This window comes from Paraburkholderia sp. RL17-368-BIF-A (genome assembly GCF_046054045.1).
Taxonomy (GTDB): Bacteria; Pseudomonadota; Gammaproteobacteria; order Burkholderiales; family Burkholderiaceae; genus Paraburkholderia; species Paraburkholderia graminis.
The window spans coordinates 428206-450631 of the sequence record NZ_JARESN010000001.1 but is presented as its reverse complement, the minus strand read 5'-3'; the positions used below and the strand labels follow the sequence as shown (position 1 = coordinate 450631).

At 64.2% G+C, this 22426-nt stretch carries 19 protein-coding genes; 8 read left to right on the top strand and 11 right to left on the bottom strand.

Going from position 1 to position 22426, the window contains the following annotated elements:
- Positions 1 to 8 precede the first annotated feature (8 nt).
- The 5 genes from P0D87_RS01970 to P0D87_RS01950 form a co-directional block, all read right to left on the bottom strand.
- Positions 9 to 965, bottom strand: a complete 957-nt coding sequence (locus tag P0D87_RS01970; RefSeq protein WP_053857943.1) for an ABC transporter permease — start codon at positions 963 to 965, stop codon at positions 9 to 11.
- Between the two features lie 5 nt (positions 966 to 970).
- The gene (locus P0D87_RS01965; RefSeq protein ID WP_053857944.1) at positions 971 to 1951 is read right to left on the bottom strand and encodes an ABC transporter permease; all 981 of its coding nucleotides are present in this window, start codon (positions 1949 to 1951) and stop codon (positions 971 to 973) included.
- Positions 1941 to 3503: a sugar ABC transporter ATP-binding protein gene (locus tag P0D87_RS01960; protein ID WP_053857945.1), complete on the bottom strand. Its 1563-nt coding sequence runs from the start codon at positions 3501 to 3503 to the stop codon at positions 1941 to 1943. Before P0D87_RS01960 ends, P0D87_RS01965 begins: the two co-directional genes overlap by 11 nt.
- An 80-nt stretch (positions 3504 to 3583) precedes the next feature.
- Positions 3584 to 4594: an ABC transporter substrate-binding protein gene (locus P0D87_RS01955; protein WP_006051055.1), complete on the bottom strand. Its 1011-nt coding sequence runs from the start codon at positions 4592 to 4594 to the stop codon at positions 3584 to 3586.
- Between the two features lie 108 nt (positions 4595 to 4702).
- Complete coding sequence (locus tag P0D87_RS01950) at positions 4703 to 5800, bottom strand: LacI family DNA-binding transcriptional regulator (protein WP_006051054.1); 1098 nt, start codon at positions 5798 to 5800, stop codon at positions 4703 to 4705.
- Between the two features lie 165 nt (positions 5801 to 5965).
- Here P0D87_RS01950 and P0D87_RS01945 point away from each other — a divergent pair, with 165 nt between their 5' ends.
- From P0D87_RS01945 to P0D87_RS01915, 7 genes are all read left to right on the top strand, one after another.
- Complete coding sequence (locus P0D87_RS01945) at positions 5966 to 6754, top strand: phytanoyl-CoA dioxygenase family protein (RefSeq protein WP_053857946.1); 789 nt, start codon at positions 5966 to 5968, stop codon at positions 6752 to 6754.
- 272 nt (positions 6755 to 7026) lie between these two features.
- On the top strand, positions 7027 to 8895 hold the full coding sequence (locus P0D87_RS01940) for a serine hydrolase domain-containing protein (RefSeq protein ID WP_053857947.1): 1869 nt from the start codon (positions 7027 to 7029) through the stop codon (positions 8893 to 8895).
- A gap of 102 nt (positions 8896 to 8997) precedes the next feature.
- A complete protein-coding gene (locus tag P0D87_RS01935) occupies positions 8998 to 9435 on the top strand; it encodes a MarR family winged helix-turn-helix transcriptional regulator (protein WP_053857948.1) in 438 nt (145 codons plus the stop codon).
- Between the two features lie 151 nt (positions 9436 to 9586).
- The gene (locus P0D87_RS01930) at positions 9587 to 10024 is read left to right on the top strand and encodes a MarR family winged helix-turn-helix transcriptional regulator (RefSeq protein ID WP_053857949.1); all 438 of its coding nucleotides are present in this window, start codon (positions 9587 to 9589) and stop codon (positions 10022 to 10024) included.
- A gap of 37 nt (positions 10025 to 10061) precedes the next feature.
- Positions 10062 to 11564 (top strand): efflux transporter outer membrane subunit, encoded by a 1503-nt coding sequence (locus P0D87_RS01925; RefSeq protein ID WP_006051049.1) that lies wholly within the window; start codon positions 10062 to 10064, stop codon positions 11562 to 11564.
- A gap of 46 nt (positions 11565 to 11610) precedes the next feature.
- Positions 11611 to 12951, top strand: a complete 1341-nt coding sequence (locus P0D87_RS01920; protein WP_053857950.1) for an HlyD family secretion protein — start codon at positions 11611 to 11613, stop codon at positions 12949 to 12951.
- Between the two features lie 105 nt (positions 12952 to 13056).
- Complete coding sequence (locus P0D87_RS01915; RefSeq protein WP_006051047.1) at positions 13057 to 14613, top strand: DHA2 family efflux MFS transporter permease subunit; 1557 nt, start codon at positions 13057 to 13059, stop codon at positions 14611 to 14613.
- Between the two features lie 69 nt (positions 14614 to 14682).
- On the opposite strand, the gene P0D87_RS01910 is transcribed toward P0D87_RS01915, so the two are convergent.
- The 5 genes from P0D87_RS01910 to P0D87_RS01890 all read right to left on the bottom strand — a co-directional run bounded on the left by P0D87_RS01910 (position 14683) and on the right by P0D87_RS01890 (position 20608).
- Positions 14683 to 16641 (bottom strand): autotransporter-associated beta strand repeat-containing protein, encoded by a 1959-nt coding sequence (locus P0D87_RS01910; RefSeq protein WP_053857951.1) that lies wholly within the window; start codon positions 16639 to 16641, stop codon positions 14683 to 14685.
- 206 nt (positions 16642 to 16847) lie between these two features.
- Complete coding sequence (locus tag P0D87_RS01905) at positions 16848 to 17642, bottom strand: ABC transporter substrate-binding protein (RefSeq protein WP_006051045.1); 795 nt, start codon at positions 17640 to 17642, stop codon at positions 16848 to 16850.
- Positions 17643 to 17710: 68 nt separating this feature from the next.
- Positions 17711 to 19180 carry an NAD(P)/FAD-dependent oxidoreductase gene (locus tag P0D87_RS01900; protein ID WP_053857952.1) on the bottom strand — a complete coding sequence of 490 codons (1470 nt, stop codon included), beginning with the start codon at positions 19178 to 19180 and terminating at the stop codon, positions 17711 to 17713.
- Positions 19177 to 19479, bottom strand: a complete 303-nt coding sequence (locus P0D87_RS01895; RefSeq protein ID WP_053857953.1) for a (2Fe-2S)-binding protein — start codon at positions 19477 to 19479, stop codon at positions 19177 to 19179. Before P0D87_RS01895 ends, P0D87_RS01900 begins: the two co-directional genes overlap by 4 nt.
- Positions 19463 to 20608, bottom strand: a complete 1146-nt coding sequence (locus P0D87_RS01890) for an NAD(P)/FAD-dependent oxidoreductase (RefSeq protein WP_053857954.1) — start codon at positions 20606 to 20608, stop codon at positions 19463 to 19465. The genes P0D87_RS01895 and P0D87_RS01890 overlap by 17 nt, the downstream gene beginning before the upstream one ends.
- Positions 20609 to 20710: 102 nt before the next feature.
- Here P0D87_RS01890 and P0D87_RS01885 point away from each other — a divergent pair, with 102 nt between their 5' ends.
- Positions 20711 to 21634, top strand: a complete 924-nt coding sequence (locus P0D87_RS01885) for a LysR substrate-binding domain-containing protein (RefSeq protein WP_053857955.1) — start codon at positions 20711 to 20713, stop codon at positions 21632 to 21634.
- Between the two features lie 28 nt (positions 21635 to 21662).
- Here P0D87_RS01885 and P0D87_RS01880 read toward each other — a convergent pair whose 3' ends face one another.
- Positions 21663 to 22394, bottom strand: coding sequence for an IclR family transcriptional regulator (locus P0D87_RS01880; RefSeq protein ID WP_029969294.1), 732 nt, complete (start codon positions 22392 to 22394; stop codon positions 21663 to 21665).
- Positions 22395 to 22426 lie beyond the last annotated feature (32 nt).

Sequence of the window (22426 nt, the reverse complement as noted above, 5' to 3'; positions counted from 1 at the left end):
GCTGCGACTCAATGCGCGAGTTTCACCGCGCCGCGATTGCGGTTCAGCACGCGCGCCTGCAACACGATGACAAGCAGCAGGAACATGCCGCGAATCACCGACTGCCAGTAAGCCGACAAGCTGATATAGCCGAGCCCGTTCTCGAAGTTGAGCAGATTGAAAACGAGCGCGAGCAGTGCGACGCCCGCAATCGTCATCGCAATCGAGCCTTCGCCGCCCGTCAGCCGTGTGCCGCCGAGCACGACCGCCGAGATCGCGAACAGCTCCCAGCCGACGCCCTCGTTGGGCTGCCCCGCGCCGAACTGCGCGGCGAGAATGCTGCCGGCAATGCCCGCGAGCAAACCGCTCACCGCATACACGGCGACCAGCGTGCGATCCACGTTAAGCCCCATGAGCCGCGACGCTTCCTCGCTGCCGCCGATAGCCAGCGCATGCCGCCCGAAGCGCGACGAGCGCAGCGCGATCCAGCCGAGAATCGCAGCGACTGCCGACACGATGCCGGGAATCGGCAAGCCGAACAGATCGCCCTGGCCGAAGCCCGCAAAGCTCGAATCCGACGCGATGCCGACCGCGTCGTTGTGACCGAGCAGCAGCGCGAGACCATGCGCGCCGAGACTCGTCGCGAGCGTGACGATGAACGGCAGAATACGCATGCGCGTGATGACGAGTCCGTTGAGCACGCCGACAGCAAGCCCTGCTAACGATCCCGCCAGCACGGCGGCCACGCCGCCATGCGGACTCGCCAGCGCCGACACGACACTCGCGAGCGCCGCCACCGCGCCGACCGAAAGATCGATGCCGCCCGTGATGATGACGAACGCCATGCCGATGGAGATCAGCAGGAACATCGAGTTGTAGCGCCAGAACGAAAGCACGTTGTACGCGTCGGCGAAATGCTCGTAGCGCGTCACGCCTAGCACGAGCAGCGCTACGAGTGCGCTGATAATGGGCAGATTCTTCTTCATGAGCGTCAGCCTCGCTTGCGTTGCACGTACACCGCGACGATGATGATCGCCGCCTTGAGCACCAGCGCCGCCGCATCGGGAATACCGTGCGCGAGCAGCGTGTAACGCAGCAACTGGATGATGAGCGCACCGATCAGCGTGCCGGTGATATACGCCTTGCCGCCTGTCAACGCCGTGCCGCCGACGGCCACCGCCGCGATCGCATCCAACTCGACGCCCAGACCGATGACGTTCGCATCCGACGACGAATTCACCGAAATCGAAATCAGACCGGCGAGTCCCGCGAGCGCCGCGCAGACGGTATAGGCGATCATCTTCACGCGCACGGTCGGAATGCCCGACAGATACGCCGCGTCTTCATTGCCGCCCGTCACCAGCAGATACTTGCCGAACAGCGTCTTGCGCACGATCCACGTAAATACGGCGACGAGCGCGAGCATCAACAGAATCTGGAAGGGCACGCCCGCGACCTTGCCGAGCGCGATCCATTGAAACGCCGGATTGGTGAAGGCCTGCAGGCTGCCGTCGGTGACGACCTGCGCGATGCCGCGTCCCGCGATGAACAGCACCAACGTCGCGACGATCGGCTGCACGCGAAGCCGCGTGACGAGCAGGCCGTTGAACACGCCGCATAGCGCGGCCGCGACGATCGGCAGCGTGAAGGCGAGGGCAATGCCGGGCGGCCCCGCGATGTTCATAAAGAGCATCGGCGCGACCGCGCCGGCAATCGCCATCGACGCGCCCACCGACAGATCGATGCCGCCTGTGGCCACCACCAGCGTCATGCCGATGCCGACGATCACGATCGTCACCACTTGCGTCAAGTTGACGTTGAACGTTTGCAGCGACACGAAGTGCGGCGTGAAGAGCAGATTGAAGACGATCATCGCGACGAGCACGACGATCTCGCGCTGAATCGCGACACTGCGTTTTTTCCTCGCGGGCGCCTGAACGATTTGCGCCGCGCGTTGCGTATCATCGATCATGTTTGGCTTCCTCCACCGCTTCGGCCAGCGTCGACCGCTCGCCCGCGCCGTGTGCGATTGCGTCCATGATCGAGGCCTCGTTCATCTGCGCGCCGTCGAGCTGCGCGACGGTCTGTCCATCGCGGATAACGACTGCGCGATCCGCGACCGCCGTGAGCTCTTCGAGTTCCGACGCCGACAGCAGCACCGCCAGGCCCGAATCGCGCAATTCGCGCACGATCTTCGCGACGTCGGCCTTCGCGCCGACGTCGATGCCGCGCGTCGGTTCATCCAGCAGCAGCAGACGCGGATGCGTCGCGAGCCAGCGCGCGAGCAGCACCTTCTGCTGATTGCCGCCCGAGAGTTCGCGGATCGGCTGATCGGCGGAACGCAGCTTGATGCCGAGCGACTCGATAAAGCCATCGACAATTTCTTTCTGCCGCGCGACATCCACGATGCCGCGTTTCGTGAGCGCGGGCAGACACACGAGCGTGAGGTTGTCGCGCACCGACAACTCCGGCACGATGCCTTCGGCCTTGCGGTCCTCGGTCAGATACGCGACGCCATGCGCGATCGCATCTTTCGGCGACTTCCACGCGACGGTCTCGCCATTCATCGACAGCGTGCCTTTCTCCGGACGATCCGCGCCGAACAACAGACGCATCGTCTCCGTGCGGCCCGAGCCGAGCAGCCCGGCGAGGCCGACGGCTTCGCCCGCGTGCACATCGAGCGACACGTCCGCGACTTTTGCGCCGGCCGACAGTCCTTGCGCACTCAGCGCGAGGCCGCCGCGCTTCGCGAGATTCGCTTCCTTGACCGCGCTGTCTTCGTGGACGACGGCGGCGAGCGTGCGGCCGAGCATCGTCGTGACGAGCCTGAGCTTGTCCATGTCCTGCATCGCGCTTTCGGCGACGGTTTGCCCGTCGCGCATCACGGTGACGCGATCGCACAACGCATATAGTTCGTCCAGCCGATGCGAGACGAAGATCACCGCGCGTCCGTCATCGCGAAGACGGCGCACGACGCTGAACAGCAACTCGACTTCGCGTTCATCGAGCGACGAGGTGGACTCGTCCATGATGACCATCTTCGCATCCGACGACACCGCGCGTGCGAGCGCGACCATCTGCTGAATCGCTGTGGAATATTCGCGCACGGGCTTCTTCACATCGATCTTCAGTCCGAACGATTCGAGCAGTTCGTCCGCGCGGTGCTGCACGGTTTTCCAGTCGATCAGCCCGAAGCGGCGCGGCTCGCGTCCGAGAAAGATGTTCTCCGCAACCGAGCGGAACGGCACCAGATTGATTTCCTGGTAGATCGTGCTGATGCCCGCCTCGCGCGCTTCCTTCGGCGTGCGGAAATCGGCTTCGCGTCCGTCGAAGCGAATCGTGCCCGCGCTTTTCCGATAGGCGCCGGTGAGGATCTTGATGAGCGTCGATTTGCCCGCGCCGTTCTGACCGATCAGCGCATGCACTTCGCCCGCCGTCACGGTCAGCCGCGCGCGTTTCAACGCCGCGACACCGCCGAAAGAGATGTCGATGTCCTGCATGTCGAGCAACGGAGCTTGAGCCATCGTGCGTCATCCATCATCGAAAGAACTGAAACGACAAAGCGGGCGCTTTGGAAAAGCGCCCGCGAAGGCCGACCTGTCGCTCAATAGCCGTACTGCATGCTCGCGTCGACGTTGCTCTTGTCATAGAAGCGATCGGAGACCTTGACCCACGGCGGGATCGTTTCGCCTTTCGCGTACTTCTGCGCGACGTCGCAGGCGAGCGGTCCGAAGAACGGGCTCGATTGCACGCTCGCGCCGAGTTCGCCTGCCTTGATCGCTTCGAGTCCGCCCTTGGTGCCGTCGATCGTGACGATCTGGATGTCCTTGCCCGGCTGCTTGCCCGCGGCCTTGATCGCGGCGATCGCGCCGAGCGCCATTTCGTCGTTGTGCGCATAGACGGCGGTCACGTCGGGATGCGCCTGCAACAGCGTTTCCATCACCTGGCGGCCCTTGTCGCGTGCAAAGTCGCCGCTTTGCGATGCAACGATCTTCATGCCCGGATTCTTGGCGATGACTTCATCGAAGCCTTTCTTGCGATCGTTCGCGGCGGACGCGCCCGTCGAGCCTTCGAGTTCGATGATGGTCGCCTTGCCATTGGTCGCCTTGATGAGCCAGTCGGCGGCGCGCTGTCCCTGGTCGATGAAGTCCGAACCGATGAAGGTGATGTAGTCCTTGCCGGCTTTCGCCATCGACTGATCGACGTTGCGGTCGACGAGAATCACCGGAATGCCGGCCTTTTTCGCCTGCATGATGACGGGCACGAGCGGCTTCTCTTCACGCGGCGGGAACACGAGCAGATCGACGTGCTGCGCGATCATGCTTTGAATGTCCGCGACCTGCTTGGCGGCGGAACTGTTCGCGTCGGTCATGACCATCTGCCAGCCGCACTTCGAGGCGATCTCCTTGAAGCTGCGGGTCTCCGCGAGCCGCCAGGGGTTATTGCTTTCCGTCTGCGCGAAGCCGACTCTCAGCGGCTTCTTGTTTGGGATCTTCGGCAGCGCGTCGTCCGCGGCATGCGCGATGCCGAAGCCGGCGGAAAAGGTGAGCGCAGCGAGTGCGATAAACGATGCAGCGATCGGGCGCAGGCCCGTTTTCTTTGTGAGCGACAGCATGTCTTCCTCCGATAAGGATGGTTTGCCTCTTCTTGTCAATGCCGATGCTTGTGATGCCCGGTCTACTGCGTGCTGCGAGAGCGCCAGCTAGAGAGCTAGATGCACTGGCTAGTCGTTAATATTATTAATAGCGAGTTGCTTCGTTTCGGCGATGACCTTGACCGAGCCGCGCTCGATCAACGGTCCGTCGAGCTTGACCGTGCGACGCCGCACGGGCGCGCCCGCCGCGCGGTTGTGTTCTTCCTGCAAGAGCGTGTCGACCGCCCATTTGCCAAGCTCGTAGTTCGGCAACACGACGGTCGATAGCGGCGGATGCGTGTGCCGCGCGATTTCCTGATCGTCGTAACCGAGCACGGACACATCGTCGGGCACGCGCAGGCCGAGCTGCTTGAGCGCTTCGATTGCGCCGAGCGCCATCAGATCGTTGGCGCAGAAAATGGCCGTCGGCGGATTCGGCTCGCGCATCAGCGAGAGCGTTTCCTCGAAGCCGGTCGCCGGTCCCCAGTCGCCTTCGCGCACGAGTTCCGGCGCGAACGGCAAATCGGCCGTCGCCAAAGCCGTGCGATAACCCTTCAAACGATCGCGCGCCGCATCCTGCCACGGCTCGCCGTTGATATAACCGATCCGCCTGTGTCCCGCCGCGAGCAGATAGTCCGTCGCCGTGTGGCCGCCCGCGACTTCGGCGGGCACCACCGACGACACATCGGCATCGCTCGAATAGCAGTTGAGCAGCACGGTCGGCACGCGCGCGAGCGCCGCGGGTACGGTCACGCGGCGGGTGTACACGGTCGCGTAGATCACGCCGAGCACGTTCGCATTGCCGAGCGTCGCTTCGAGCACGCGGGCTTCGATCTCCGCGTTGCCGTGCGTCGAATACACGGCGAGCATGCGGCCGTGAGCGAACGCGGCATCGCGCGCGCCGTCGATGCTGACGACCGGATGCGGGCTCGTGGAGATCTCATCGGCGAGATAGACGATCAGGTTGCGTTCGCCCTGTGCCGTGTCGAACGAGGGCAGCGCGCTCGTTTCGCGCTGCGTCATCCGGTAGCCGAGTTCCTGGGCCGCGCGCAGTACCTTGTCGCGCGTGGCGTCGGAGAACTTCGCGCCGCTCGCGTTGTTGAGCACGAGTGAAACCGTCGATTGCGAGACTCCGGTGAGCTTCGCAATGTCGGTCATGGTGGGGCGGCGTTGGGTCGTCTTCTTCATGGGCTTGCCGGCTGGAGTGCAGCAAACTTACCACTAATATTAGCGATGAACAACGCGCATCGGCGCCCATTCGATCGGGGTTTTCACCGAGTATTACTAATAATATTGACGACCCAAAGCGACGCATGCGATTCTTTTTTGCAAACCGACATGGAGGAGACGCGCATGGCCCGTTACGACGAAAGCACGAGAGACGCACTCGCGGATGCGTTCAACCGCGACGGCTTCGTGCTGTTGCGCAATCACTTTCCGCGCGCGACGATCGAAGCGTGGCGCGACGCATTCGCGCCGCTGCTCGAGCCTCATGTCGAATCCGACGCGAACGGCAATCGCGGCCCCGGCCGCTATTACGTAACGCTGCCGTTCGAAGGCCTCTTTGCCGATCCGGCCATTGTCTGCGATGAAGACATTGTCGGTATCGTGGAGCGCGTGGCGGGCCGCGATCCGGTGATGTGCCAGCTCGCCACCGATACGCCGGTGCTCGGCTCGCAGTTCCAGGACTGGCATCGCGATACGCCGCCGCTCTTTGACGACGCGCCGGAAACGCCGTCGTTTCAGCTTGCAGTGAACTTCCCGCTCGTGGATGTCGACGATAGCAATGGGCCGCTCGAGACGACGCGCGGCACGCATCGCATCTCACGCGAAGAAGCATTGGAAGGTCTGGAAGCGGGGCGCTTCCCAGCCGAGCGCGTGCCGATGCAAGTCGGCGACGTGATGATCCGCGACGTGCGCGGGCTGCATCGCGGCACGCCGAATCTGACCGGCGTGCCGCGCCCGATGGTCGTGATCGGCTATAGCCGCGGGTGGTATTTCCGGCCCGAAGTGCATATCGACGTGCCGCGCAAGGTGCTCGCCGAACTGCCGCCGCGCGCGCGGCGTTTGTTGCGCTTTAATCCGGTGGTCGAAGAAACCGCGCGCACGTTCGATGAAAACTACCGGCAATTTGCGTATTGAGCGCGTATTGAGCGGCGAGGCGCAAGGACGCTCTATTGAGCCATAGCTTCGCAGCATCTCGACACGCCGCTATTCGCGCACGCGCCGCGCAGCTATGATTGGAGCAGGGCGGCGCCTGGCCTATTCAAAAACGCCGTCCCGCTGCGTCGAAACTGGTGAAGATTGTGTTTGCCGCGTCGGCGGCTCGTGGTTGAAGAAAGCGGTTGAACAAAGCGGTTGAACAAAGCGCCTTTTGCAGGTCCTGGAAACAAACCAGAACGAAGGGGAATGCCGTGGCCAGCTACGATCGCAATCACGAGGTTCCGTTCAACACAGGCCGGCGGCAGTTTCTCGGCTACACCGGCGCCGGCGTGCTCGCCGCGATGCTGCCCGGTTGCGGCAGCGACGAGGTGCAGTCGACGCCTTATCAGCAGACCATTGCACTCGGTCAGCAGATGATCCAGCAGGCCGTCAGCGATCCGTCGACTCCTGTCGCGGCAATCTCCGTCGCGATGGTCAAGGGCAACGCGGTGGTCTGGCAGCAGGCGTTCGGTGTGGCGTCGGTGCCGGGGCAGATCAAGGCGACGCCGCAAACGCGCTTTAACATCGGCTCCGTCAGCAAGCTGTTCCCGGCGCTTGCGGCGGCGATCCTCGTCGACCGCGGGCTCATCACGCTGGACACGCCGATCGTCAAATATCTGCCGGCCTTCACGATGCTGTCGCCGGAATACGCGCGAATCACCACGCGTCATCTGCTGTCGCACGCATCCGGTTTGCCCGGCACGAACGGGCGCAATCTCTTCACGTTTGAGCCGGTTGCCGGTTACGCCGCCGACACGCAAGCCGAACTCGCCAACTCGCATCTGAAGCATTTGCCCGGCGAGCTGGCCGTCTATTGCAACGACGGCTTCACGATGGTCGAGCAGATCGTGCTCGCCGTGACGGGCCGGAGTTTCGCGGACTTCGTGCAGTCGGAGATTCTCGCGCCGCTGAAGATGACGAACTCCAGCTATCTGACGAGTGTGCCGTCCGATGGATCGTTCTCGCTGCCGTACGTGAAGGGCGCGCAGCATCAGGAATTCGTCAATGCGTACGCGACCGGCGGACTGAGTTCGACGCCCGCCGACATGATGAATCTCGCGCAGATGATCTACGGCGGCGGCGTATTCCAGGGACAGCGCATCGTGTCCGCCGCGGGCATCGCGGAGATGGGCGCCGACCAGACGAAAAGCCTGACGATCAACCCGTCGCCGGAATGGCGCTGGGGTCTGGGCTGGGACAGCGTGGTCCAGCCCGCGCTCAACGCCGCAGGCGTGCTCGGCTGGGAAAAGGACGGCGGCACGGCGTTCTACTCGACCGAATTTTTCGTCGTCCCCAATGCGAAGTTCGCGCTGATGGTGACCGGCAATGCCGGATACAACGCTCGCGCTATTGCCGAAACGCTGGTGCTGTCGGCGCTGAAGGAAGACGGCACGATTGCGTCGCTGCCGGCGAAGCTCGCCAACACGGCGCCGCCGGCCGCATCGGGGCCGGGCATCGCGGGCGGCGCCGGCATTTACGGCAATTCCGATTCGCCGTATCAGGTGCTCGCCAATGCGGACGGCAGTCTGCAGATCAACCAGTGGGACGCCGATACCCGAGGCTGGGCCGAGATCGGCGCGTACCAGTACCGCAGCGACGGCTGGTGGTGGAGCGCTGCCGATACGGCGTCGTACCGCTTCACCGTCGTGTCGGGCAACGACAGCGAGGGCAATGCATTCAACTATCGCTATCTGATGAAGCGGGTCGTGCCGGGCGCGGGCTACGCGTATCTGACGCTGCCGGTCGGCCAGCAACTCGCACCGCTGGCGCCGCTCGACAGCGCGTGGCAGCAACGCGTCGGCACGCAATGGACCTTGACCAACGATTCACCGAGCGCCGTGCCGATTGTCGTTCTTGGCAATCCGCCGGCCTTTTTCGCGACCCTGGCTGAACTTCCCGGCTACGTGCTGTTCGGCAACGAGGATCTTCGCTACGAACTGTTCGTGCCGGTGAGCGATACGCTCGGCGGCATGTCCGTCAAAGTGCCGGGCAACTTTGGACGCGACCTGTACGAGATCCGCTTTGCGTCGCCTGGCGCGACGACGCTGACGATCGGCAGTTCGATTTACGCTCGTATCTGACACTGAGTGCGCGCACCGCGGTAAACCGAACGCCGATGTCCCGAGGCCTGATTTGATAATATCTGATTGGTCAGTTATATCGGATCATTCAGGAGGCCTCGCGTGCGTCACTACACCAAAGACAATTTCAGGCTGACGGAGAGCGTGGGCTTCCAGTTGGTGAAGGCGCGCAACCTGATCGTCGCCGAAATGGACGCGGCGCTCAAGGAACTCGACATCTCCAGCCAGCAAATGGGCATCATGCTGACGCTTCGCCAGCGCCTCGCGTCGACGCCGTTCGAGCTGTCGAAAATGCTTGCCATCGATACGGGCCTGATGACGCGCATGCTCGACAAGCTCGAAACCAAGGGCCTTTTGGTGCGCTCGCGCGACGAGACGGACCGCCGCGTGGTCAATCTTTCACTCACGAAAGAGGGCGCCGCCGTCGCCGATCAGATTCCTCACGTCGCGCCCGCTGTGCTGAACGCACGGCTGAACGACTTCACAAAATCCGAACTCGTTGAATTGCGCCGTTTGCTGCGTAAATTCCTGAGCGACTGAACGCGGCGCTCGCCGTCTGCTCCGTCTGCTTCGCCCGTGCCTCCGCAAAACTAAAGACTGTCGCCGCCAATGAAACAATGAGTTCCATGTGGCGCCGTTGATAGTATCTGACATGTCAACTATTGTGTCGACAGGCAACGAGGAGCAACGCATGTCGCACTATTCAAAGGCCGATTTTCATTTGACGGATAGCGTCGGCTTTGCGATCAGCAAGGCGCGCAATCTGATGGCGATGCACATGGACGCGGCGGTGAAGGGCTTGAATGTGCGCGCGCATCACGTCGGCATTTTGCTGTCGCTACTGCAGGGCATCGACACGACACCGGCGGCGCTGTCGCGTCATCTCGGCGTCGATACCGGCCTGATGTCGCGCACACTCGACAAACTCGAGACACGGGGTCTGTTGACGCGCTCGCGCAGCACGGGCGACCGCCGCGTCGTCAACGTCGGACTCACGAAAGCGGGCCGCGAGGTTGCGCTGCGTATCGCCGAGATTGTGCCGGATGTGCTGAATGCCCGGCTCGAAGGCTTCACTCACGACGAATTCAATGAACTGCGCCGTCTGCTTGGCAAGTTTCTGAGCGACTGAGCGCTTTTTTTTAACCATATATCTGACAGGTCAGCAAATGAGAAACGAGTTAAAGAAAGAACGGCGCGCTTCACGGCTGCTGAAAGCGGGTGTGTCGATCATGTTTGCCGCGGTGCTGTCGGCGTGCGCGAACTATGCGGGCATCCACAGCGACGCAAAGACGGCCGGCCCGCAGCAGTACGCCACGCAACAAAGCATTCCCGCCGAACAAGGTCACTGGCCCGCAGCGGACTGGGCCGACCAGTTCGGCGACGCGCAACTGAAAGCGCTGATCGACGAAGCGCTGAAGAGCAGCCCGACGCTCGATCAGGCGCGCTCCCGCGTCTCGGCGGCCGCTGCTTATAGCGAAACCGCGAAGGCCGGCACGATGCCGCGCGTCGACGCGAGTTATTCGCTGACGCGTCAGCAATTCTCGGGCACCGCGCTCGTTCCGCCTCCGTACGGCGGCTCGTGGCAAACGGAAAACAAGGGCTTGTTGAATGCTTCATACGATCTCGATCTGTGGGGCAAGAATCGCGAAGCGCTGAAGGCCGCGATTTCGCAACTTCAAGCGAGTCAGGCCGATGCCGAGGTCGTGAAGCTGACGCTGACGACGTCGATTGCACGCACGTACAACCAGCTTGCGCGCCTCTATCTGTTGCGCGACATCGCGCAGCAGGAGGTCACGCAGCGTGAGCAGATCGAGCGCATTACCGCGGGGCGCATTGCGACCGGGCTCGATACTGAGGTCGAACGCAAGACGGCGCAGGCCAATCTCGCGACGAGCCGTGCCGCGCTGAAGTCGCTCGACGGACAGATCCTCGCGACGCGCTACCAGATCGCCGCGCTGCTCGGTGCGGGCCCGGACCGCGGGTTGCAGATTGCGCGGCCGTCGCTCGGTCTCGGCGACGAAGTCCGTCTGCCCGACAACCTGCCCGCCGATCTTGTGAGCCGCCGCCCCGACATCGTGGCCGCGCGCTGGCGCGTCGACGCGATGACGCACGACGTGAAGGAAGCGAAGGCCGAGTTCTATCCCGACATCAACCTGAGCGCGGCAATCGGGCTCGATGCGTTCGGCTTTGGCCGCTTTCTGACGGCGGCTAGCCGAACGGCATCGGCCGGTCCCGCAATCCACTTGCCGATCTTCGACGCAGGCGCATTGCGCGCGCAATTGAAGGGCCGCTACGCCGACTTCGATTACGCGGTCGCGACCTACAACCAGACGCTCGTGACGGCGCTAAGCGAGGTCGCATCGCAACTGGCCAATGTGCGCTCGACCGATGCACAGCTTGTCGATGCACAGGCGGCACAGGACGCCGCGCGCGAGGCCGACAGACTCGCGCTCGTGCAATACAAGGCGGGCCTGACGAATCAACTGACCGTATTGAACGCCGACGTCAACGCGCTTTCCGCCGATCAGGCCGTGGCGAACCTGCGCATGAGCCGCCGCGATCAGCAGATTGCGCTGGCTTCCGCGCTTGGCGGCGGCTTCGTCGATACATCGAACACCGATGCGGGGCGCACGCAAGCATCGAATCCATCCGTTGACGCCGCGCGTTGAGCGGCCTTCCGAATAACCCACGACCGAATCTGCCTGGAGAATCGACATGAGTGAAATCAACACGCCGGAGCGCGACGCGACGCATGCGGCGCCCGCCAACGTAGACACAGCAAAGGCACCCAATGCCGCCGCGGCCACCGCGGCCACCGCGCCCACCGCCGCGAGCGAGCCGAATTCGCGCAAGCGCCAACTGCTGCTCACGCTGCTTGGTGCAGCCGTCGTCGTATCGGTCGCGGCATACGGTGCCTATTACATGACCTATGCGCGTTATCACGAGACGACCGACGACGCCTACGTAAGCGGCAATCTCGTGCAACTCACGCCGCAAGTAACCGGTACGGTCGTCGCGGTGAACGCCGACGACACGCAGATCGTGAAGGCGGGCGACCCTGTCGTCACGCTCGATAACGCGGACGCCACAGTCGCGCTCGGCAACGCCGAAGCGATGCTGGGGCAGACCGTTCGCCAGGTGAGCAGCCTGTACGTGAACAACGATTTCTACGCCGCCAACATCGCGCAGAAAGAGTCCGATCTGGCTCGGGCGCAAGACGATCTGCGCCGCCGCCAGGCCGTCGCCGACACGGGCGCGGTGTCCGCGGAAGACATCGCGCATGCACGCGACACGGTGACCGCCGCACAGGCCGCGCTCGACGCCGCGCGTCAGCAGGCGGAAGCCAATCGCGCGCTGACCGACCACACGACAATCGAACAGCACCCGAGCGTGCAGGCCGCGGCGTCGAAAGTACGCGACGCGTACCTCGCCTATGCACGCAACACGTTGCCCGCGCCCGTCACCGGCTATGTGGCGAAGCGCTCGGTGCAGGTGGGCCAGCGCGTATCGCCGGGCACGCCGTTGATGGCCGTAGTGCCGCTCAACGGCGTCTGGGTCGATGCCAACTACAAGGAAAGCCAGTTGCGCAACATGCGTATCGGCCAGCCTGTCACGCTGACGGCCGACGTGTACGGCAGCAAGGTCGAATATCACGGCCGCGTGGTCGGCTTCTCGGCGGGCACGGGTAGCGCCTTTGCGACGTTGCCCGCGCAGAACGCGACCGGCAACTGGATCAAGGTGGTTCAGCGTTTGCCCGCGCGCATCGAACTCGATCAGAAGGAACTGCAAGCGCATCCGCTACGAATCGGCTTGTCGATGCAGGTCGATGTGGACACACGCGATAGCACCGGCGCGCAACTCGGCGCGGCCGTGAATACGACGTACCGCACCGATGTCTTCGCGCAATACGGGGCTCAGGCCGATGCGGAGATTCAGAAGATCATCGAGCGGAATAGTGTTGTCGCGCATCCGGGACCGACGGAGCGTGTCGTATCGTCGGCACAGGGCACGCGTGACAAGCGCAACAGCGCCGCCATGCCAAAACGCGCGGGCTGAAGTGCAGAACGTGACGCCGTTCGTTATCGCGTCTTCATTTATCCATTTAGCTGACAGGTCAGATAGATATTGCCGGCCTGTTCGCGACTTCGTACTGGAAGTGAGATGAATTCCTCGACGCAACTCGCACCGCCGCCGCTGAGCGGCGCAAAGCTGGTTCTCGCGACCTTCGCCGTCGCCCTCGCGACGTTCATGAACGTGCTCGATTCGTCCATCGCCAACGTTGCGATTCCGACTATCTCGGGCAACCTCGGCGTATCCGTCGATGAAGGCACGTGGGTCATCACGTTGTTTTCCGCGGCGAATGCAGTCGCCATTCCGCTGACGGGCTGGCTCACGCAGCGCGTCGGTCAAATCAAGCTGTTCGTCGCCGCGATCGTGCTGTTCGTATTTTCTTCGTGGCTGTGCGGGGTCGCGCCGAACCTGGTGATCCTGCTCGCCGCGCGCGTGTTGCAGGGTGCCGTGGCCGGTCCGCTGATTCCGTTGTCGCAAGCGATTCTGCTCGGCTCGTATCCAAAGGAAAAGAGCTCGACCGCGCTGGCGTTGTGGGCGATGACGGCCACGGTCGGCCCGATTGCCGGTCCGGCGTTGGGCGGCTGGATCACCGACAGCTATAGCTGGTCGTGGATCTTTTACATCAACATTCCGGTTGGTCTCTTTGCTGCGGCCGTGACGTGGTTTATCTATCGCGACCGCGAGACGCCGGCGCGCAAACTGCCCATCGACAAAGTGGGTTTGATGTCGCTCGTCGCATGGGTCGCGTCGCTGCAAATCATGCTCGACAAGGGCAAGGACCTCGACTGGTTCAGCTCGCCGGTGATCTGCATTCTCGCGGCCGTGGCGGCGGTCAGCTTCGTGTTTTTCCTGATCTGGGAATTCACCGAAAAGAACCCGATCGTCGATCTCCGGCTCTTCGCGGTACGCAATTTCCGCGGCGGCACGATTGCGATTTCGGTCGCGTATGCGGTGTTCTTCGCGAACCTCGTGATTCTGCCGCAATGGATTCAGGGCTATCTCGGCTATCGTTCGGTGGATGCCGGTCTGGTCACCGCGCCGCTCGGCATCTTCGCGGTGCTGCTCGCGCCCGTGATGGCGAAGATCATGCCGAAGACGGATGCACGCGTGCTCGCGACGCTGGCTTTCGTCGGTTTTGCCGCGGTTTTCCTGATGCGCTCGCATTACACGACGGGCGTCGACACCTATACGCTCGTGCTGCCGACGCTGCTGCAAGGCATTCCGATGGCGCTCTTTTTCACGCCGCTTACCGCGATCATTCTGTCGGGACTCTCACCCGATAAAATTCCTGCGGCCGCCGGCCTGTCGAACTTCGTGCGCGTATTCGCGGGCGGCGTGGGCACGTCGCTGATCACGACGGGCTGGAACAACCGGACGATCCTTCATCACGCGCAACTCGCGGAACAGTCGGGCGTCAACAATCCGGCTTATACGTCCGCGCTCGCGGACATTCATACGACGCTCGGCGGCAACATGGATCAGGCGGCGGCGTTCTTCGAGCGCTCGCTGAATGCACAGGCCGCGATGCTCGGGCTGAACGACATCTTCTGGCTTTCGTCGATGATCTTTATCGTGATCATTCCGCTGATCTGGCTCACGAAGCCGGGCAAGGGCGGTGGCGGCGGGGCGGCGGCAGGTGCGCACTAGGATGCGCGAGGAGACGAGACGTTCGAAGTAGCGAACGTCTCGTCGCGGTTCACCGCACAGCCACAACCATTACGCCGCCGACAACCTCACCGACACGCCCGTCCCCGTATAAACCGGCGTCGCCTTGAAGCCGTCGACCGTCACCGTCGAGAACTTCGCGGAGCCGGCCGCGCCGTCGATCAGCGCGATGGTATCGCCGGCCTTCGGCGCATAGCCGTTCACGAACTTCACATGCAGCGTGCCGCCCACGACGCTCAGCGTGCCGCCCACACGCAGACGCCCGCCGCCGTTGCCGTCGATGTCGAGTTCGAGCGTCGTGTTATCGAGCTGCGTGTAGCGCGTCGCGATCGTCACCGGCGCGCCGGCCGCGATCTTCACGCTGCCGCCCGAGCCGACATACACGTCGCCGCTGCCGAACGCGTTCGCCGAGCCCGCCGCGAGCGTGCCGCCGCTCACTTGCGTGCCGCCCGTGTAGCGGTTGTTGCCCGACAGCGTCAGCGTGCCTGTGCCTTGCAGCGTCAGCTTGCCTGCACCGGCAATATCGTTGCGCCACACGTCGGCCGCATTGAGCCCGCCCTGCGACGCATCCATCGACACGATCACGTTGCCGTTGAACGCGCCATAGCCGTCGGCGGCGGCGAACAGGTTCAGGCGGCCCCAGCCTTCCGCGTCGTCCATCACCGGATAGCCGGACGGCATCTCGGTCGTCTTCAGCACGACGCGCCGCTGGTCCGCGCTCAGGTACGGGAAGCGCGTTTGCAACAGAATTTCCGCGCCCTTGGGCACAAGCGGCGGCGCATCGGTCGATGCGATCGGGCCGAAGCCGAACGTCATGCGGCGCATGAATGCCGCTTTATTTGCGGTGTAATCGGCGAAGCGGTCCGTTGCCGCCGTGCCCGAACGAGCGAATGCGGCGAAGCTCGCGCCGTTGGTCCCGCTGAGCTGCTGCAGCGCCTGGTGAGCCTGAACGTAGGCGGCCTGCGCGTCGCTTGCATACGTGTTCAGGTTCGCCGCGCTGACGGCGAGCGCGAGCATCCGGCCGCCGATCACGTCGAGCGGCGAGTGCATGCCGGCGAGAATCCGGTTCTCGCCGAGTTCGAGACCGCGGCTCACCATTTCCTGGAATCGTTCGGGAACGAGCCACGCCATCGTCGTCGCATCGCGCATCGCTTCGGCCTCATGACCGCTGATGAAGCCGCCGTCGGTCGCGGGTGTCGTGCTTTCCGCGGGAACGAGCGTCGGCGCGACCACGACGCTCGCGCTCCAGCGATACGGCCGTGCGTACTTGTAAAAGCGTTTCGCTGGTTCCGTCGATGCGTTGTTGCCCATCTCGTTCAAGAGATCGACGACCTTGCCGAAGCTCGCGTTCGTGCTGCCGCCGACGCCGACGTTATTCCCCGAGTCGTTGTACAGCACGGTCGTCGCGTCCGGCGGCACGCTGGTGATGCTGGTCGTCTGCTGCGCCGCCGTGCGCCATGCGGCGGCGAGCGGGCCCATCCCGTCGGTCACGCTGTAGCCCTTGCCGCGGCGGTCGTCGAAATACGCGGCGTCGGCCTGCTGCGGCGTGCGCGCGGTCGTCGCGTCGATCACGTATTGAACGTTGGCGCCCAGCACCGCGCTGTTCAGGATCGTGCCGCACGGCGTGCCGCTGGCGGGCAGGCCGGAGCAGGTCGACGGCACGATCGCCGGAAACGCGCCGTTGGCCGGCGCGCTCACGCCCGCGTCGACCAGCATCGTCGACGGCTGCCACAGGTCGAGAAAGCGGCTCACCACACGCACCGCAGCGTTGGTCGACAGCGTTGCATAACGCGCGTCGCCGCGCTGGTTCGTCGCGATGTTATCGACGAAGGCCGGCACGCCCGGCACGGGCGCGCTGTCGACGAAACCGGGATCGGCCGGCGGCGCCGGCACGGCCGCGACGGGCGTATTAGTGGCGACGACATCGCCGCCGCCGCCGCAGGCAGCCAGAACGATCGCACTCGACAACGCTGCGACGTGCAGCGGAAAACGGCTTCGTGACGCAAACATGCCGACTCCATCCTGAGGGTCAAAGATGGCGCATTGTCGTGGGCGAACGTGACGTGGAGGTTACGGAGCCGTTTAGCGGGGGATTTGGTGTTGGGGTGGGGAAGAGCGAGGCGACGCTCGCTACTCTTTAGCTGGATCGATGCGCCGGCGTTCAATGGATGCGGCTATCCGGCGCATACATACGCAACAAGCGAGAAAAACGGTTGTTACTTCCCGTACATGTCGAAATCGAAGTACTTCGCTTCGATCTTGCGATACGTGCCGTCCTTGAGCAATTCGGCAATCGCGCCGTTTAACGCATCGCGCAGTTGCGGCTCCGACTTGCGCACGCCCGCCGCGTCGCCGTCGCCCATGATCTTCGCGTCGTAGACCACATCGCCTGCGAATGAAAAGCCCTTGCCGGCCGGCGTCGCGAGAAAACCCAGCTTGCCCTGCACGGCGTCCATCAGCACCGCATCGACGCGCCCCGCCGTCAAGTCGGAATAAGCCTGGTCGTAGCTCGGATACGCGACCACTTCCACGCCCGACGACGCCCACTTCTCGCGCGCATACGTTTCCTGCACGGTGCCTTGCTCGACCGCCACGCGCTTGCCCGCGAGCTTCGACGCTTCGGGCAGCAGATGCGCGCTGTCCTTCGCGATCAGACGCGTCTGGTTGCGGTACAGCCGGTCGGTGAAGTCGATCTGTTCGCGGCGCTTGGCGTTTGCCGCCATCGACGAAAGGATCACGTCGAACTTGCGCGCCTGAAGGCCGGGAATCAGTCCGTCGAAACTGCTTTGCACCCACACGCACTTCGCCTTCAGTTTCTCGCAGATTGCATTGCCGAGGTCGACGTCGAAGCCCACGACCGTGCCGTCTTTTGCGATCGATTCGAACGGCGGGTACGTCGGGTCGACGCCGATGCGGATCGTGGTCCACTCCTTGGCCGATGCCATCGTGCTCGCGGCCATCAGGGCGAGCAGGGCGGCGCTCAACATCGTCTTTACGCGTGTGGTCTTCATAGAGGCTCCGTGTGTGATGTGGTGTGGTGTGGGTGTGGTGCGATTCGTTTCGTCTGCGATGGATGGGATCAACTGGGAAATTCGCCGCGAGTGAAGTCGTCGCCGAGCGCGATGGAGTCGGCGATCTCGTCGACCGTAACGGGTTTGATCGGCGCGCGAATGCGGTAGTAGCCGACGTCGCCGACCGCGCGTTCCTGCACCTGCGCGATGAGTTCGCCGACCGTCGCGCCACACCATCGGCCCTGACACGGACCCATGCCGCAGCGTGAAAACGCCTTCATCTGGTTCGGCCCCTGACAGCCGATTGCCGCGATCGCGCGAATCTCGCCCGCCGTGACTTCCTCGCAACGGCACACGATGACGTCGTCGGCGGGACGGCGTAGCGCGGCAGGCGGCGTGTAGAGCGCGTCGAGCAGCGGGCGCACGGCGAGATGCCGTTTCATCGCGAGCCGCGAGCGACGGCCGCGTGCATCGCGCGACGCGGCATCGAGCGCGCCGAGTTCGCGTGAGATATCGAGTGCCGCAAGCGTGCCCGCGTGCGCAGCCGCTTTCGCGCCGCCGATGCCCGCGCCGTCGCCCGCGATCCATATGTGCCCGACCGTGCTGCGTCCGTGCGCATCGGTGCGAGGGCGCCAGCAGGCCGACGACGCATCCCATTCGTGCTCGCAACCGAGCGAGCGGGGCAGTTGCGTCGACGGAATCACGCCCTGATGCAGCAGCACGAGCGACGTGTCGATCGAACGATGCGTGCTGTGTTCGTCGGCGAAATGCACGCGTTCGGCGCGCTCTTCGCCTTCGATCGAGAACGCACTTGCGCCGCGATAAATGGGGATGCCCGCGCGCTTTACCGCGCGCATCATGCGCAGACCCTTCAGCAGATAATCGGCGCCTGCAAGCGCGGGCAGCGCATAAGGCAAGGCGGCGCGCCACGCATCGCGCGGCGTCGTATCGATGATGGCGCGCACACGGCGTCCCGCATTCAGCAACTGCGATGCGAACAACCACAGCAGCGGTCCGCAACCGGCAAGCACGGCGTCTTGCGATGGCGCGAGTCCCGACGACTTGAGCAGCGTTTGCGCCGCACCGATACCCATCACGCCCGGCAGCGTCCAGCCGCGCACCGGCCACGGACGCTCCTGCGCGCCCGTCGCGACGAGCACCGCGCGCGCCGAGATGTCGAGCGTGCCGCCAGGTTGCGCACCTTGTGCACCTTGCGCGCGGCGCGTGAGCATCGCGACGGCGCGGCCGTTTTCAAACGCGATCTGCCATACGACGCAGCGCGCCAGATGCTTCGCGCCGCTGGCATCGAAAGCCGCGATCAGCGTGCGTCCGCCGAGATACTCGTCGCCGAGCACGTGTGCATCGCTCAGCGGAGACTGCGCGGCGTTGCGATAAATCTGTCCGCCGGGCGCCTCGCCTTCGTCCGCGACGATCACATCGAGACCCGCACGGCGCGAAGCGATCGCCGCCGACATGCCCGCCGGTCCCGCGCCGATGATCAGCAGATCGCACGTCGATTGCACTGGAGGCTGCATCATGCGAGCCTCGCTTTACCGGACATCGCGCGGACCCGCATGCCGTCGCAGACGCGCGTCATGCACGCCTGCACGTTCGGCACGCCGTCGATTTCGACGAGACAGTCGAAGCACACGCCCATCATGCAGAACGGTCCGCGCGGGGCGCCGCTGACGGGCGTGGTCCGGCAGGCGAGCGCGCCGCTTTCGAGCAACGCCGCGGCGACCGTGTAGTGCTGCGGCACATGCCGGTGCGTGCCGTCGATATCGACGCGCACCGTGGGCGCCGGCAAGGTGACGAGAGATTCAAAGTACGTGGGCATCGGTCGAATTCGAAAAACGCGTGGCGACGAAGGGATCAAGTATTGAAGGTCGCGCGCTGCCCGCGATCCACGGCGCGATCACGTCGGCATGGGCGGCGGCGAGCGTCACGCCGCTATGGCAGATGGCGAGGAACGCGCCGGGATGCGTGGACGATTCCTCGTAGACCGGCAGGCCGTCGGGCGTCATGATGCGAAGCGCGCCCCACGCGCGCACGATGCGCGCATGCCCGAGCACCGGAAATGCGGTGCGTGCGCGGCGCGCGATATCGGCCATGACGGCGCGCGTCTGGCCGTCGTCGAAGCCGACGGCTTCGGCAGAATCGCCGAGTAGCACCGAGCCTTCGGGCGTCTGCCGCACGACCAGCGTCGGATAGTCGAGAAACGGCGCGAGCCGCTCCGTCACCATGATCTGACCGCGCAGGGGCGTGATTGGCGCGAGCATGCCGACCATTGGCGCCAGGCGCTGGTTGTCGAGGCCCGCGGCGAGCACGACGCGTTCGGCTTCCAGCGTGCCGTGCGGCGTATCGATTTCGAAGCGGCCCACATATGGGCGGATTTCACGCACTTCATGGTGCGGCAGATACGTGCCGCCCGCGAGCGCGAAGGCCTGCTGCATCGCGCGCAACGTATAGAGCGGGCTCGCGTGTCCGTCATGCGGCGAGTACAGCGCGCCCGCCAGTTTGTCCGATGCCGAGGGCACGCGCGCCTTCAGCGCATGGATATCGAGCACCTCATAAGTGAGCGACGCGTCGCGCAAGCGAATCGATTCCAGCAACTGCCGGCCCGCCTCGAGCTGCTCGATGGTTTCGCACAACTCGATGCCGCCTGGGCGCTCGAAGCCCGCATCGACGCCGGTCTTGCGCTGCAATTGCGCGGCGAACGCGCCCCAGCGCTCGGACGATTCACGCGACCACTGCGCGTAGGGCAGGCACCGGCCGCCCTTGCCTTGTACCCAGACGAGCCCGAAATTGCCGCGTGCCGCACGATGCGCGGAGTCCGCGCCGTCGCATACGGCTACGCGTTTGCCTGCACGGACGAGCCCATAGGCGATGGCCATGCCGACGAGTCCTCCGCCCGCGACCACGATGTCGAAGCGGCGTGCCGTGTTATGAGCCAGCTTATGCTGCATGAAATGCGTTTCCTGCCTGTTTTTACGAGTCGAGACCGAAGTTTGGGCGCTGCAAAAAACTGCGTCAAATGCCAGTTTGTCGGTCATCTATAATCCAATGTTATGGACACATCCGAACTCAAGATTCGCCAGATCGAGGCCTTTCGCGCCGTCATGCTTCGGCACACCGTCACCCGCGCCGCCGAGTCGCTGCATATCTCGCAACCCGCGGTGAGCCGTCTTATCGCCGATCTGGAAAGCCGCGTCGGCTTCGTGCTGTTCGATCGTCAGCAGGGGCGGCTCACGCCCACGGCGGAAGCGCGCGTGTTGTCCGAGGAAGTGGAGCGCGCGTTCGTCGGCATGGACCGCATCTCGCAGGCGGCGCGGCAGATACGCGCGATGCGGCGCGGCTCGTTGCGCGTGGCAGGCTCGCCCGCCGTGGCGCTCGATTTGCTGCCTGCGGTGATCGCGCGGTTCGTGGAGCGGCATGCGGGTATCGACATCAGTCTGCTTACGCATAGCGCGACGACGGTCGTCGAGAAAGTCGCGTCCGGGCAGTGCGATGTCGGCGTGATCGCGGAGCCGATTCCGCATCCGGCCGTTCGGAGCGAACGCCTGGCGAATGCGGTCATGCGCTGCATCGTGCCGCGCGGGCATCGGCTGGCGCGCAAGGCGTCGCTGACTCCTGCGGATTTACGCGGCGAGCGCTTCGTGTCGTTTCCGCAGAGTTTCGATGCACGCAGCGCGATTGACCGCGTTTTCGTCGATGCAGGCGTCGCGCGCGATCTCGTGATCGAGGCGCAACTCTCGCAAGCCATCGTGGCGCTCGTCGCGAATGGCGCGGGCGTCGCGCTGATCGATCCGGTCACCGCTGCATTTGCGCGGCAGCGTGTGGCCGTCAGGCCGTTCACGCCCGCCGTGCCGGATCATTTTTATCTCGTGACCAATGGGTCACGGCCGTTATCGCTCGTGGCAGAGACGTTTTGCGGCGCGATGCGGGAAGCGTTCGAGCGCGCGATAGCTGAACCTGATATCCGCAAAAAATAACGGGTGAAATCCGCATGCCGCCCGGCTGCTACACCCCAATCGCAGCAGCGGCCTTCGCCACCGCGTTCCCCCATTCTTCAAGACGTGCCGGGTCATAGCGCGATTCCGGCATCGAGATGCAGATGCTCGCCGCCGGCGCGCCGTCCGAGTCGATGACCGGCGCACCAATCGCGCACACTGCGGGACGATACTGCGAGAGATTCACCGAATAGCCGCGTTGCCGGATGCGCTCGAGTTCGAGACGTATCTCGGCCGGATCGGATGGCGTGGTGTCACTGAACTTCGGCAGATCGCGGCTCAGGATTTCGTCGGCGTCGGCTTCCGTCATGTACGCCAGTACCGCCAGGCCCGTCGCGGTCGCATGAAACGGACTCAGATCGCCAATCGGACTAAAGGTGCGCACCGTCTGCGTACAGTCTTCACGATCGATCAGGACCATTGAGTTGGTGCTGTCCGGCACCGACAGATGAACTGTCTCGTTGGTCAAATCGCGCAACTCGCGCATCGGCCCGCGCGCGGCCGCATACAGCGCACCGCCGCGCAGCGCGGCAGGCCGCACGCCGAGGATTCGCGGACCCACTTCCCAGCGTGTCAGGTCGCCGCTCGTCTGGCGAAGCCAGCCCGCCTCGTGAAACGTCAGCAGCGCGCGCTGCACGCTCGACTTCGGCATATCGAGCAGGCGCGCCAGCACGCCGACGCTGACCGGCTGGTTCTTCGACACAGCTTCGAGAATCTCGAGGCTCTTCAACAAACTTTTCATGCAGGTCTCCGATGAGCGACGGCGACGGGCGA